Origin of the sequence: Streptomyces sp. NBC_01214 (genome assembly GCF_026340975.1) — a bacterium.
In the GTDB taxonomy this organism is placed as follows: Bacteria; Actinomycetota; Actinomycetes; order Streptomycetales; family Streptomycetaceae; genus Streptomyces.
In genome coordinates, this window is record NZ_JAPEOS010000003.1 from 403,872 (window position 1) to 417,671 (window position 13,800).

The window sequence follows — 13,800 nt, forward strand, 5'->3', positions numbered from 1 at the left end:
GCAGCGTTGAACACCGTGCTGAACATGCCGCGCTTCCTGCTGGACGACGCGCGCGCCATGCGCGACCCCTACCCGGTCTACCGTCGCCTGCGCGCGTACGGCCCGGTCTGCCGGGGCGGCCCCGGGCAGTGGGTCTTCTCCCGCCACGAGGAGGTCTCCGCGCTGCTCCGCGACCCCCGGCTCGGCCGGGAGTTCCCCGAGGAGTACCAGGCGGTGTCGGTGGGCGAGGGGCCGGCCAACGACTATCTGCGGCGCATCGTCGTCGACCGCGACCCGCCCGGCCACACCCGGCTGCGCCGCCTGCTCGTCAAGTCGCTCAGCCCCGCGATGGTGCGGGGTCTGCGCGAGCCCATCGCCCGGCTCGTCGACGATCTGCTGGACCGGTTCGCCGACGAACGCCGCTTCGACCTCGTCGCAGACCTGGCCGTCCCCGTGCCCATGACGGTGATGAGCGAGCTGTTGGACATCCCCCGGCCCGACCGGGCCGACATCGCCCGCCTCTCCACCTCGCTCGCCCAGGCGTTCGCGGTGTTCATCCCGCCGGAGAAGCAGCGCGAGGCGCACGGGGCCGTGGTCGAGCTGCGCGACTACATGGCCGGACTGGTCCGCGAGCGCAGGCGCCGCCCCGGCGAGGATCTGCTGTCGCGGATGCTCGCCGTGGTCAAGGACGGCGAGGAGCCGCTGACCGACGAGGAAATCATCGACAACGCGCTGTTCGTCTACTACGCGGGCTTCGAGACGACGACCAACGTCATCGCCACCGGCGGCGACCTTTTCATACGACAGCCGCACACCCAAAGGCAGTTGAGGGAGGATCCGGGCATCGTCGGCAGTGCGCTGGAAGAGTTCATGCGCTACGACGCGCCCATCCACGCCACCACCCGGCTGGCCCTGGAACCGATCGAGATCGCCGGCCTGACGATCCGCAAGGGACGGGTGGTGGTGCTGCTGCTGGCCTCGGCCAACCACGACGAGCGGGTGTTCCGCGACCCCGCTCGGGCCGATCTGACCCGGTCGCCCAACCCGCACTTCAGCTTCGGCGGCGGAGTGCACCACTGCCTCGGCGCTGCGCTGGCCCGGGTGGAAGGGGCGGTGGTCTTCGAACGGCTGGTCGCCCGGTTCGCGGACATCGAGTCGGCGGGCGAGGGCGTGTGGGAGCCCAGCGCGGGCGGCTTCCGGTTCCCCTACTGGGCCCACCGCAGCGTGCCCGTGGCGGTGCGCCCCGCCTGAGCCGAGTGCGGCAGCGAGCCCGCCGGTGCGGCGATCGCGGTCACGACGACGCCCGCACCGGCGGCCCACCGCCCGCGCAGGGCCGGGAAGCCCGTGGCGACCGGGTCGAAGAGGGCCTCCGCCCGGCGGGCCCGCCGCACACCGTCCGAGACCGGCCGCACCACGAACGTACCGTGGCCACGGCCGGGTCGGAGGACGGCCTCGGCGTCGTCGAAGCCCAGCCAGCATCCCATCGCGGGGTACCAGACCTTGTAGTAAGCCTCTTTGGCGCTGAAGAGCACCCGGCACCACGGCACGTCGGGATCGGACGCCCGCAGCTCAGCGAGGTGGGTCCGCTCGGCCGCCGAGGTCACCTGCGCCAGCACCCGGGCGGGCAGCGGCGCGCACGGCTCGGCGTCGATGCCCAGTCCGTCGGCGTCCCGGGACCGTGCCACCGCCGCCGCCCGGTAGCCCCGGCAGTGCGTCAGCGAGCCGACCGTCCCGGCAGGCCACCGGGGCGCCCCGTCGACGCCGCGCACCAGTGCGGCGGGCGGGACGCCCAGCTCGACCAGGCAGGCGCGCGCCACCCGCCGGACAGTGGTGTACTCGGCCCGGCGCGCGGGCAACACGTCGGCCACTTGCCGTAGTTCCGCCTCGAAGAGCGCGGGGCCGGTCAATTCGCAGGTGCTCTCCCGGGCCGCCGCGTACGCGGGGAGCAGCGTCCGGATGACGCCGGATACCGCTGTCGTACGGGACGTACCGGAAGCTGCGGTCGTACGACTCAACCCGAGGCCGCCGTCGCCCGCAGGGCCACCTTGTCGATCTTGCCCACCGGGGTCCGTGGCAGCACCGGCAGCTCGCGCACCTCGTCGGGGAGTTTGAACGCGGCCAGGCCCTTGCCCGCCAGGTATCGCTTGATCTCCACCAGCGAAGGCGTCCGCCCCGACCCGCCGGGGACCACGAACGCGAGCGTGGCTTCGCCGAGTTCGACGTCCGGCCGGGCCACCACAGCGGCGTCGTCGATGTCCTCGTGGCCGCGCAGGTGTCCCTCGATCTCGTCGGCCGACACCTTCTCGCCGCCCCGGTTGATCACGTCCTTCGCGCGGCCGACGACCACCAGGTTGCCCTCGGGGGTGAGCCTGGCCAGGTCGCCGGTGCGGAAGAAGCCGTCGGGGGTGAAGGAAGTGCGGTTCGCCTCGGGCGCGTTCCAGTAGCCGTTGATGGTGTACGGGCCGCGCGTGACCAGCTCGCCCACCGCGTCCGTCGGCACCTCGCGCAGCTCCTCGTCGACGAGGCGGAGTTCGTCGAGCTCGGACAGCGGGCGCCCCTCGGTGCCGTGCACCACCTCTTCCGGGTCGTCCAGGCGCGTGTACGTGAGCAGGCCCTCGCCGATGCCGAACCAGTTCGAGATCCGGCAGCCGAGCGCCGCCTGCGTGCGCCCGGCGGCCTGCGCGTCGAACTTGGAGCTGCCCACCTGGAGGAGGACCCCCTTCATGTCCACCGGCCGCTTCGCCGAGACCTTGGACCACAGCGCCGCGAGCGCGGGCACCACGGTGGTGTGGGTGACCCCCTCCCGCTCGATCAGCGGGAACACCTCGTCGGGGGAGGGGCTCGCGGCCAGCACCGCCTTGCCGCCCACCAGCAGCGCGCCGAGCACTCCCGGGCACCCCAGGGCGGCGTTGTGCGCGGCCGGGTTCGCCGCCAGGTACACGCTCCCGGCGTCGAACTCCAACGCCTGCGCGCAGGCGGCGATGTTGAAGAGGTAGTCGTCGTGCGTACGCGGTATCAGCTTGGGCTTGCCGGTGCTGCCGCCGCTGAGCAGCAGGAACGCGACACCCGACGGATCGACCTCGGGCAGCGGCCCGTCGTCGGCGCCCTGAGCGCGCACCCGGTCCAGGGGCGTCAGCTCCTCGCTGTCGCCCGCCACGATCACCGTGCGGACGCCGGGCAGGGAAGCGGCGTGGCGGGCGAGGGTGCGGTAGTCGAAGCCCTGGAAGCGGCCCGCGGTGATGTAACCGACCGCGCCGGAGGCCTCGATCAGGTGCCGCACCTCGCTCTCCCGGTGTCCCGGCAGCGCGAACACCGGGATGACGCCCGCCCGGAACATCCCCAGCGTGACGGTGAGGAACTCGACGACGTTCGGCAGCTGGACCATGACGCGGTCACCGGGGTTCACCCCCCGGGCCAGCAGACCGCGGGCGATCTCGTCGGCCTCGGCGCGCACCTCTCCGTGCGTGATGCGGCGTCGGCGATCGACGGCGGCGGTCCTGTCGGGGAAGGTCAGCCCCGCCTCGGCGAGCGCGTCGCCCAGCGGCACCCCCCGCCAGATCCCGGCGGCCCGGTAGCGGGCGGCGTCCTCGTCGCTCCACGGCGTGAACTCATCCATGCCGGCCAGTGTTCCGGCCCACCGGGCCGCACCGCCCGCGGCGAACAGAGCCGTGAAAGGGACGGCGGCCACCACCGGGATCGCTCCTATCGTCACCAGCGTCGCCGAAGAGATCCCGGCCCCCGGGACACCCTGCCGAGGAGTGATGGATGAGCCGACCCCACACGCTGAGCTGGCTCGACGCACCCCGCGACGACACCGGCGTGGAGATGTTCGACGAGACCTCCCACACCTACCGGCCGTACACCGAACTCGCCGACGCGGCGAGCCGGACCTCGGGCGGGCTGATCGCGGCCGGAGTCCCGCACGGGGCGGTCGTGCCGCTGCTGTGTTCCACCGGACCCGACCTCGTCGCCGCCTTCTACGGGGTGCAGGCCGCCGGATGCGTGGTGAGCGTACTGGCGCCGCCCACCCGGATGTCGGGCGAGGCCGCCCGCGCACACGTCCGCGCCGTCGTCACCGCCGTGGCCGCCGACACCGTCGTGGTGGACGCCGCCCACCACGACTACGCCGTGGACGTCCTCGCCGAGGCGGGGGCGGACACCCGCGTACTGCTCCTGGAGGAGCTCGTCGCGGGCGAACCCGGCAGGCGGGACCCCGCTGAGCAGGCCCTGATCCAGTTCACCTCGGGCAGCTCGGGCCGCCCGCGCGGAGTGCGGATCAGTCACGCCGCACTCGACGCCAACACCACCGCGATCCGCGCCTGGGAGCGCGCCGGACGCGACGACTCCTGGTGCTCCTGGCTGCCGATGCACCACGACATGGGGCTCATCGGCTGCCTGGTGGTGCCGGTCTCCGGCAACAACCGGCTGGCGGTGTGCAGGCCCGAGACCTTCCTGCGCCACCCGCTGTCGTACGTCACCCGCTTCGACGCCCACCGGGTCGAGCGGCCCGCGACGATCACCGCCACCCCGGCGTTCGGCCTCCAGCGCATCGTGGATCGCGTCGGCCACGCCGACCTCGAAGGCGCCGACCTGTCCGGCGTCCGGGCGGTCATCGTCGGGGCCGAACGCATCGACCCCGCGCTGGTGACCCGCTTCACCGACCTGATGCGCCCGCACGGCCTGTCCTCGCACGCCCTCACCCCCGCCTACGGCCTGGCCGAGAGCACTCTCGCCGTGACCGGAGTGCCCGTCGAGGACGTCCCGCGCGCCGTCCGCGTGCACCGGGATGACCTGCGGGTCGGCGCGGCGGTGAGCCTCGCGGCCGGGGCCGCGGACCGGGAGACGGTCCAGGTGATGAGCTGCGGCCGCGCACTGGACGGACTGACGGTGCACGTCGTCGGCGAGGACGGAAAGCCCCTGCCCGACGGTCACGTCGGCGAACTGGCCGTCTCCGGCTCTTCGTTGGCCGACGGCTACCTCGCGGACGGCTCCGCCGAGGGCACCGCCTTCGAGGACGGGCGGCTCCTCACCCGCGACGTCGCCTTCGAGCTGGCGGGCGAGTTCTACGTGCTGGGCAGACTCGGCGACAGCGTCAAGGTCCACGCCCGCTCGCTCTTCGCCGAGGACGTCGAGCTGATGCTCGGGCGGGCCGGACTCAACCTGAGCCGGGTCTGCGTCGTGCTCGGCGAGGCGGACGGACGCGCCCACGCCGTGGCCGTGCTGGAGGGTCTCGACGCCCGGGCCGCCGAGGTGGCAGAGGACGTGCTCGCCGCGGCCTGCCCCGGCACCCGCCGGCACGTGGCCCGGGTGCCGCGCGGCGCCATCCCCCGTACCAGCAGCGGCAAGAGCCGCCGCCGCCAGCTCTGGCAGCGCCTCAGCCAGGAGCACGCCTTCGACGCGGCGCCCGCTGCGACCGACACCCCCGCCTGACCGCCCCGCAACACCACCGCCCGGCCCGCCCAGAACAGGAGACCACATGCCCTACTCCAGTGAAGAGGTGCGCGAGACCGTGCTCGCGATCATCGAGCAACTCGCTCCCGAGCGGGAGCGGTTCGAGGTGGGCAAGGACATGCGTCTGGTCGAGGACCTGGGATTCCACTCCCTGGCCCTGCTGGAGATGGCGTTCGCGATCGAGGACGACTTCGACCTGCCGCCGATCGACGAGCAGACCGGACGTGCCATCCAGACCACCGAACAGGTGCTCGCCTACGTCCTGAGCCAGGTCGAGGTCCAGGCGCCGTCGTGAGAGCCACCACCGACCCGAGCACGACGACGCCATGACGGATTGAAGGAGCCACGATGACCGAGGCGATCTCCCTCTCGGACCTCACCAAGCGATTCGGCGAGCAGACCGCACTCGACCGGGTGTCGCTGCGGATCCCCGCCGGAACCGTGGTGGGCCTGCTCGGCCCCAACGGAGCGGGCAAGACCACCCTCATCAACTGCCTGACCACGCTGCTGCAGCCCGACGGAGGCACCATTCGAGTCCTGGGGCACGACCCCGCGACCGACCCGTCCCTGGTGCGGGCCAACATCGCCGTCACCGGCCAGTTCGCCGCCCTCGACGAACAGATCAACCCGCGCGAGAACCTGGTGTTCTTCGGCCGGCTGCTCGGCCTCGGCAAGGGCGAGGCCCAGCAGCGGGCGGGGGAGATGCTGGAGCGGTTCGAGCTGGGCGAAGCGGCGTACACCCCCGTCGGATACCTCTCCGGCGGCATGCGCCGCCGCCTCGACCTCGCCGTCAGCCTGGTGGTCCCGCGGCCGGTGCTCGTGCTGGACGAACCCACCACCGGCCTCGACCCGCGCAGCCGCAAACTCCTGTGGGAGATGGTCAGGGCCGAGGCCGCACGGGGGGTCGCCGTCCTGCTCACCACGCAGTACCTGGAGGAGGCCGACCAGCTCGCCGACCGCATCGTCGTCATCGACAAGGGCCGGGTCCTCGCGGACGGCTCGTCGGACGAGCTCAAGCGGGACGTGGGCGGCCTCATGTGCCGGCTCACCCTGACCAGCGCCGCCGACGCCGAAGCGGCTCGCCTCGCCCTCGGCGAACTGCCGGGCGTGAGCGCCGAGGGCGACAAGGTCGCCGTGCCCATGGCGCGCCCCGAGGACGTCGCCGGGGTTCTCGCCCGACTGGACGGCAAGGGGCTGCGGATCGCCGACATCGAGGTGACCAAGCCGACGCTCGACGAGGTCTTCTTCGCGTTCACCGAGCCGATGGAGAAGGAGGCCACCCGATGAGCACCGCGCCCGACGTCGCCGCGGTGGTCGCTGCCCCGCCGTCCCCGGGCCGCCCGGCCGGCTGGCAGCACGACTTCCAGGTGCTCTTCGACCGGCTGAGGATGCGCTCGTTCTCCCGGGGCGGCCTGGTCGCCACCGTGGTGCAGCCGCTGCTCTTCTTCGCCATCTTCTACTGCACCTTCGCCACGATGCTCGACGAACGGGGCATCGACTTCGGCCGCTTCGTCACCCCCACCGTCCTGGTCCAGGCCCTGATGTTCGTGGCCATCGGGAGCGCCACCGACCTGGCCGCCGACCGCTCCAGCGGCGTCTTCTCCCGCCTGTTGACCAGCCCGGTCGACATGCGCGCGATGAGCCTGGCGCACCTGGCCGTCGTGGCGCTGCAAGGCCTCCTGTCCAGCGTCGCCGTCGTCCTCGCCGGACACCTGGTCGGCTTCCGCTTCGACCACGGAGTGCTCGCCGCACTGGGTTTCGTGGTGTTCGCCGTGGCGTTCACCGTCGCCCTGTCGCTGGCCACGGCCACCATCGCGCTGCGCCTGCGCAACCTGGAGGCGCTCAGTGCGGTGCTTCACCTGCCGTACCTGCCGCTGCTGGTGCTCTCCACCGGCTTCGTCGAGGCGGACCTCTTCCCCGGCTGGCTCCAGCCGATCGTCGCGGCTTCGCCGGTGTCCGGGGTGATCGACGCGCTGCGCGCCCTGTCGAGTGCCGAACTCACCTGGGGTGCGACGCTGCCCGGCCTCGCGTGGCTGGTGGGTCTCGTAGCCCTCCTCTCGTGGACCACGACCGTCGCCTTCAGGAAGGTGGCCATCCGATGACCGTGCAGTCGTCGCCGGGGACCGTCGCACCGACGGTGCTGCCGTCCCCCTCGCCCGACCCGACCACCCTGGCCAGGGCTTCCGCGATCATCGCCGGACGCGTGATCCGCCAGTTCGTCCGCAACCGGATGATGCTCATCGTCACCATCGCCTTTCCGCTGCTCCAGCTCTTCATGCTGCTGGCCGCCTTCAGCGTGCTGGTGCGCGACACCCAGGACTTCGACTACGTCCGGCGGCTCGCCCCGCTGATCGTGCTCACCACGGCGTTCTCCTCGATCCTCACCACCGCGATCGCCCTGTGGAGCGACATCCGCAGCGGGGTGTTCAACCGGTTGCGCGCGATGCCGCTGGACATGCGGGCGTACGTCTTCGGGCGGATCGGCGGCGACTTCGTACGCATCATGGGGGTGGCCGTCCTGGTGACGCTCGTCGCCCACACGGTCGGGTTCCGGTTCTCCCAGGGGCCGCTGGCGGTCCTCGGCTTCTTCGGGATCGTGGCGCTGTTCGGGATGATGTGCAGCGCGTTGGCCGTCGCCGTCGCGCTCGTCGCCCAGCACCCCGGCATCATCGTGCGCTACGTCCAGATGCCCACGCTGGTCCTGACGTTGATGTCCAGCGGTTACGTACCGCTGGAGGCCTTCCCCGGTTGGATCCAGCCCGCGGTGAGCGTCAACCCTGTTTCCCTGGCGGCAGAGGCACTCGCCGGACTCTCCCACCAGGGCGCGCTGACGGTGCCGGTGCTCGGCACCGCCGCCTGGACCCTCGGCGTCACGGCGGTGTGCACGGTCGTCGCCACGCGGCGCTTCGCGATGCTCGTGAAGCGCGGCTGACCGTGGCGGACATCGTCGTACTGGGCGGGGGAGTGGCCGGTCTCGGACTCGCGGCCTTCGCCGCCCGCCGGGGACACCGCGTGACGCTCGTCGAACGGGACGGCCCGCCCCCCGAAGGCGGGGCCCACGCCGAAGTGGCCGACTGGGAACGGCGCGGCGTACCGCACGCCCGCCAGGGGCACGCCCTGCTCGGGCTGGGCATCGGGGTGCTGCGCGAGGAGTGCCCCGATGTACTGGCGGAGCTGACCGGCCGCGGGGCGGTCCCCGTCACCCTGGAGACCGGCGGCGACGACCTCGGCCTGCTCAGCCGCCGGCTGGTCTTCGAGGCCGCGCTGCGCCGCCGGGCAGCCGCCGACCCCGCGGTCACGCTGCTGCACGACCGGGCCACCGGCCTGCTGAGCTCCGGGGCCCCGCACGGCGTTCCCCACGTGCACGGGGTCCGCCTCGCGGAGGGCGGCGACCTGGCCGCCGACGTGGTGCTGGACGCCACCGGCCGCAGGTCATCGGTGGCCGCCTGGCTCACCGCGATCGGTGCTGCCCCGCCCAGGGAGACGGTCCAGTCGTGCGGGTTCTCCTACATCGCCCAGGAGTTCGCGCTGGGCCCCGGCGGCCGGTTCCCGTCCCTGCGGGCCCCGGTGGTGCACGAGCTGGACTTCGCCACCGTGCTGGCCTTCCCCGGCGACAACGGCCGCTTCCACCTGTCGACCACCGTGTCCTCCCACGACCCCGTACGGACCCGGCTGCTGGAGCGCACGGTCTACCTCCGCTTCCTGGCCAGCGTGGCCCCGGTGCGCGACTGGCTCGACGGCGCGACACCGGTCGGCGACCCGATGCCGATGGCCGGACTGGAGAACCGCCGCCGGTCGCTCGCCGTGGACGGTGCGCCCCTGGTCACCGGCTTCGCGCTGGTCGGCGACGCCTGCGTACAGACCAACCCCACCTTCGGGCGCGGCGTCTCCCTGGCCCTGGCGCACGCCAGGACCGTCGCGGACCGGCTCGACCGCCTTGGCCAGGACCCGGCGGACTGGGCGAAGGAGACCCACGAGGCCACCGAACAGTGCCTGGGGCAGTGGTTCGAGCAGCAGGTCGCCACCGACGCCGCCCGGCTCGCCGAACTCGCGGGCGGCGCGCACGACGACTCGCTGACCGCCCGCGTACTCACCGCCCTCGCGGTCCTGCGCGAGGAGCACGAACACGTACGGATCGCCGCCGAACGCGTCTACCACATGCTGCTCACCCCGGCCGAGCTGATGCGCGACCGCAAGGTGGCCCGCCGGGTGCTCGCGTTCCTGCGCGAGCACCCCGACCTTCGACGCGACCACGTCGGACCCACCCGTCAGGACTTCGAGCGCCTGGTCACCGGCTGAGCGCCCTCAGAAGGGAACACCATGAAAGTCACACTGCCCACGAACGTCACGCTGAGCTACGACATTTACGGTCCCGAGGACGGTCCCCTGGTCGTCCTCGTACCCGGCCAGCACCAGGCATCCCTGTTCCAGACCATGCAGGTGCCGCAGCTGACGAAGGCCGGATACCGCGTCGTCACCTTCGACCTGCGCGGCGTGCACCCGTCGGAGGAGACCCCTCCGCCGTACACCGTGGAACTGCTCGGACAGGACCTGGCCGCTCTCAACGAGGCCCTGGAGCTGGGCCCTTGTACCTACATCGGCTACTCGGTGGGCGCGATGATCCTGCTAGAGATGGCGATGAAGCGCCCCGATCTCATCGAGCGCGCCGCCCTCATCGGGGTCCCGTGGAAGCCCGGCAAGCTGCAACAGGCCATCCAGGCCGAGGCGGTGGACCGGCTCAAGAACGGACACAAGGTCCCGGCCCTGCTGGAGGGGGCCTTCCGGGCGATGTACCTGTTCGGGCCGCGCGCGCTCAACCGCGACCAGTTCATCGCGCCCTACCTGGACGGGCTGGCAGGACTGGCGGAATCGGGCGGGCACGGCGCCATCGGACACGCCGAGGCGAGCACCAACTTCCGGCCCAGCGACGAGGAAGTGGCGGCGGTCCGGGTGCCGTTGCTCGTGGTGGGCATGGAGCACGACATCGTCGCGCCCCGGCACCTGTCGCGCGAGCTGGCGGACCTGATCCCCACCGCCGAGTACACGGAGATCCGCAACTGCGGGCACGCGTCCCTGCTGGAGAAGCCCACCGAGGTCAACGCCCTGGTCGCCGACTACCTGCGCTCCGGCAAGGTCGGCACCCCGCGCGGCTCGCGCCGGCCCTCCGAAGACCGTACGGAAGAGAGCTGACGCCTCTGCGCAACGCGACGGCTCCCGGCCTCTGCGCGAGGCCGGGAGCCGTTGTCGTACAGTCCGCTACGGTCGGGCCGTGAGCCGGTACAGCCGGTGGAACGGGTGTCCCACGTCGATCACCCGGGTGTCCAGGCCCGCCTCGGCGGCGTACGCGCGCACGGTGTCCGGCCGCATCACCGTGCCCGTGGCCGCACTCGGTGTCCTGCTCATTCCGACGGGCAGGCAGTGCAGCACGCTCACCGCGTAGTGGAAGCGCTCGCTGTCGGGCGCGGCCGGGGTGAACCGCTCGCCGACCGACGGCTCCATCAGCAGTACCGCGCCTCCGGGAGCCATCAGGCGCCGGCAGGCCCGGAGCACGTCCACCGGCGCGGACATGTCGTGCAGGGCGTCGAACACGCAGACCAGGGTGTGACGGGCCGCCCCGGCCTCACCGGCGTCACCGGACCGGAACCTGACCCGGTCGCGCAGCCCCTCCGCGGGATCGACGGCGGCGAGGTTCGCCTCGGCGTCCTTGATCGACGCCTCGTCCAGGTCGAGCCCGTGCAACTCGGCGTCGGGGTACATCCGGGCCAGTGCCAGGGTGGAGAGGCCGGAGCCGCACGCCACGTCGGCGATGCTGCTCCCCGGCACCCGCAGCCGGGCATCGATGTCGGGCAGGTGGCGGCTGATCCAGCCGGGGAGGTGGTGTTCGAAGACACCGCGGTTCAGGCCCGCCTGGCCCCCGCGAAGGGCCTCGCCGTAGGCCGCGTACGGAAGGCCCCGGCCGCCGCGGTAGGCCTCCACCAGCTGCGGCAGCACGGCCGCCATCCCTCCGATGGGCATCACGACGAGCGGGGCGATCCAGTTCGGGCTGTCGGCGTCGAGCAGCGCCTCCGCGTGCGCCGGTGGCAGCGTGAACCGCCGTGTCTCCGGCGGCGCGTCGGGCGCGTCGACGGTCAGCACACCGGCACAGGTCTGCTGTTCCAGCCACTCCCGGACCATCCGGGCGTCGAGGCCGCTCTCCTCGGCCACTTTTGCGGCCGTGGCGGGGCCGGTGCGGCGCAGGGCTTCGTACAGGCCCAGTTCCAGGCCCAGGAAGCAGGTCATCAGCTCGGCCGAGGCGAGCCCGGCGCCGAAGAGCCGGAGGGAGAACGCCTGCGCGGAGCCAGCCGCGGGCGCGGCGGGCTTCCCCCGCTCGGCGGGCGGCGTGCCGAGTCCGGGACGGGCGGGGGAGGGGTTGCGGAAGGAGGGAGCCATGGCGGTCAGAGGTGGGCGAGGACGTTGACGACGTTGCCGTCGTGGTCCCGGTAGAAGAAGCGCCGTACGCCCCATTCCTCCTCTGCCGGTCCGTACAGGATCTCCAGACCGGCGGCGCGGGCCCCTTCGAGAGCCGAGTCCAGGTCCTCCACCTCGATGGAGGCCGCCGGGTTCACCGGCCCGGTGGGGTCCTTGGTGATCAGGCTGACCTGCACGGAGTGGTCCGTGGGCGGGGCGAGCGTGGCGATCCAACCGTGATTCATGATCACTTCCATTCCGGTGACCCGGACGTGGGCTTCCACTGCGGAATCGAGATCGCTCACCGTGAGCAGCGGCATCGCGCGGAGTGCAGACATGTGCGCCAGCGTAGCCAGCCCACCGCGTCGCCCGGGGGGCCTTTCCGCCCTCTTTCACCTTCGTCTCACGGGCCTTCCCGCAGCCGTACGTTCTCCTCGCATCGGCCTCCTTGCGCGAGCGCGCGCCGGCCGAACCAGCCAACCCCAGAGGAGGACTGACGTGGGACTCGTCACCGCGACCGGCTCGGACATCCCGGAATCCAGGCTCGCGGAGCTGGGTGAGGCGATCAGGGGCCGGACCATCACCGCGCAGGACGCCGACTACGACGAGCGCAAGCAGATCTGGAACGGCTACTTCCAGAAGAACCCCGGGGCGATCGTCCAGGTGGACGGCGCCTCCGACGTCGTCAAGGTCGTCAACTTCGCGCGTGAGAACGACATCGAGCTGGCCGTCAAGGGCGGCGGCCACTGCTTCGCGGGCACCGGCACCGTCGAGGGCGGACTGCTGCTCGACACCTCCCGGCTGCGCGGCATCCGGGTCGACCCCGCGAAGCGCCGTCTGGTCGTCCAGCCGGGACTGGAACAGGGCGACGTCGACGCCGAGACCACCAGCTTCGGCCTCGCCGTCACCGGCTCACAGGAGTCGTACATCGGCATCGGCGGACTCACCCTCGGCGGCGGACTCGGCTGGCTCGCCCGCTACCGGGGTCTGCTCGTGGACAACCTGATCTCCGCTGACATCGTGCTCGCCAGCGGCGAGCTGGTGACCACCACCGCGCAGGACCACCCCGACCTGTTCTGGGCGATCCGCGGCGGCGGCGGCAACTACGGTGTGGCCACCCGCTTCGAGTTCAACCTGCACCCGCAGGGTGACTGCATGGCGGGCCTGCTCGCCTTCCCCATCGACCAGACGGTGGACGTGGCCCGGCGGCTCGACGAGTTCAACCGCACCGCCCCCGACGAGCTGACCACGTCCTTCGCCTTCCTCACCGCCCCGGGCGGCGCACCGGCGATCGGCCTGGGCTTCGTGCACGCGGCCCCCGACGACTCCACCGAGGACCTGATCGGCCAGATGCGCGGTCTTGGCACCGGCGCGCTCCTCGACCACTGCGGCCCGATGCCGTACGTGGCCGTGCAGCGGATGCTCGACGAGAACACCGTCGCCGGTCACCGGTACTACCCGCGCTCGTTCCTGCTGCCCGAACTGCGCGATGAGCCGCTGCAGGTCCTCGCCGACGGGTTCGTCAACGCCCCCTCCGAACGGAGCCTGGTCGGTGGCGGCCTGATGGGTGGTGTGATGTCGAACGTACCGGCGTCCGAGACCCCCTTCCTGCACCGCGAGGGCTACCTCACGAGCATCCTCACCTCCTGGACCGACCCGGCCAAGGACGAGGAGGCTGTCGAGTGGACCGAGAAGGTGTACTCCGAACTCCTGCCCTACACCACCGGCGCGGTCTACGCGAACCACCTGGGAGCGGACGCCGCCGAGCGCATCGAGGACGCCTACGGCTCCAACTACGAGCGGCTGACCCGGATCAAGGCCGTCTACGACCCCGAGAACTTCTTCCACACGAACAACAACATCAAGCCCGCGGGCTGAGACCGGTGGGCCCGGTCGCAGGACGCGGCCGGCCCCCTGCGTACG

General features: G+C 72.2%; 13 protein-coding genes. 9 read left to right on the plus strand and 4 right to left on the minus strand.

Going from position 1 to position 13,800, the window contains the following annotated elements:
- Positions 1 to 15: 15 nt before the first annotated feature.
- Entirely contained in the window at positions 16 to 1,230 is a 1,215-nt protein-coding gene (locus OG594_RS38045) for a cytochrome P450 (protein WP_266608771.1), read from the plus strand.
- Here the strand turns inward: OG594_RS38045 and OG594_RS38050 are convergent.
- Together OG594_RS38050 and OG594_RS38055 are read right to left on the minus strand one after the other, a co-directional pair.
- Positions 1,185 to 1,994 carry a 4'-phosphopantetheinyl transferase gene (locus tag OG594_RS38050; RefSeq protein ID WP_266606971.1) on the minus strand — a complete coding sequence of 270 codons (810 nt, stop codon included), beginning with the start codon at positions 1,992 to 1,994 and terminating at the stop codon, positions 1,185 to 1,187. The genes OG594_RS38045 and OG594_RS38050 overlap by 46 nt on opposite strands.
- Complete coding sequence (locus tag OG594_RS38055; protein WP_266606972.1) at positions 1,991 to 3,595, minus strand: (2,3-dihydroxybenzoyl)adenylate synthase; 1,605 nt, start codon at positions 3,593 to 3,595, stop codon at positions 1,991 to 1,993. Before OG594_RS38055 ends, OG594_RS38050 begins: the two co-directional genes overlap by 4 nt.
- Before the next feature lie 149 nt (positions 3,596 to 3,744).
- Here OG594_RS38055 and OG594_RS38060 point away from each other — a divergent pair, with 149 nt between their 5' ends.
- From OG594_RS38060 to OG594_RS38090, 7 genes are read left to right on the plus strand one after another with little or no spacing between them, the layout of a single operon-like run.
- Complete coding sequence (locus OG594_RS38060; RefSeq protein ID WP_266606973.1) at positions 3,745 to 5,409, plus strand: AMP-binding protein; 1,665 nt, start codon at positions 3,745 to 3,747, stop codon at positions 5,407 to 5,409.
- 46 nt (positions 5,410 to 5,455) lie between these two features.
- Positions 5,456 to 5,725: an acyl carrier protein gene (locus OG594_RS38065; protein WP_266606974.1), complete on the plus strand. Its 270-nt coding sequence runs from the start codon at positions 5,456 to 5,458 to the stop codon at positions 5,723 to 5,725.
- Positions 5,726 to 5,778: 53 nt separating this feature from the next.
- Positions 5,779 to 6,717, plus strand: coding sequence for an ATP-binding cassette domain-containing protein (locus OG594_RS38070; RefSeq protein WP_266606975.1), 939 nt, complete (start codon positions 5,779 to 5,781; stop codon positions 6,715 to 6,717).
- A complete protein-coding gene (locus tag OG594_RS38075; protein ID WP_266606976.1) occupies positions 6,714 to 7,532 on the plus strand; it encodes an ABC transporter permease in 819 nt (272 codons plus the stop codon). The genes OG594_RS38070 and OG594_RS38075 overlap by 4 nt, the downstream gene beginning before the upstream one ends.
- On the plus strand, positions 7,529 to 8,362 hold the full coding sequence (locus OG594_RS38080; RefSeq protein WP_266606977.1) for an ABC transporter permease: 834 nt from the start codon (positions 7,529 to 7,531) through the stop codon (positions 8,360 to 8,362). Before OG594_RS38075 ends, OG594_RS38080 begins: the two co-directional genes overlap by 4 nt.
- 2 nt (positions 8,363 to 8,364) lie before the next feature.
- Entirely contained in the window at positions 8,365 to 9,729 is a 1,365-nt protein-coding gene (locus OG594_RS38085; protein WP_266606978.1) for an NAD(P)/FAD-dependent oxidoreductase, read from the plus strand.
- A 21-nt stretch (positions 9,730 to 9,750) separates the two neighbouring features.
- Positions 9,751 to 10,620, plus strand: coding sequence for an alpha/beta fold hydrolase (locus OG594_RS38090; protein ID WP_266606979.1), 870 nt, complete (start codon positions 9,751 to 9,753; stop codon positions 10,618 to 10,620).
- Positions 10,621 to 10,686: 66 nt separating this feature from the next.
- On the opposite strand, the gene OG594_RS38095 is transcribed toward OG594_RS38090, so the two are convergent.
- On the minus strand, positions 10,687 to 11,859 hold the full coding sequence (locus OG594_RS38095; RefSeq protein ID WP_266606980.1) for a bifunctional 2-polyprenyl-6-hydroxyphenol methylase/3-demethylubiquinol 3-O-methyltransferase UbiG: 1,173 nt from the start codon (positions 11,857 to 11,859) through the stop codon (positions 10,687 to 10,689).
- 5 nt (positions 11,860 to 11,864) lie between these two features.
- Positions 11,865 to 12,215, minus strand: coding sequence for a VOC family protein (locus tag OG594_RS38100; protein WP_266606981.1), 351 nt, complete (start codon positions 12,213 to 12,215; stop codon positions 11,865 to 11,867).
- Between the two features lie 160 nt (positions 12,216 to 12,375).
- On the opposite strand from OG594_RS38100, the gene OG594_RS38105 reads away from it, so the two are divergent.
- Positions 12,376 to 13,755, plus strand: a complete 1,380-nt coding sequence (locus OG594_RS38105; protein ID WP_266606982.1) for an FAD-binding oxidoreductase — start codon at positions 12,376 to 12,378, stop codon at positions 13,753 to 13,755.
- The last annotated feature ends 45 nt before the right edge of the window (positions 13,756 to 13,800 follow it).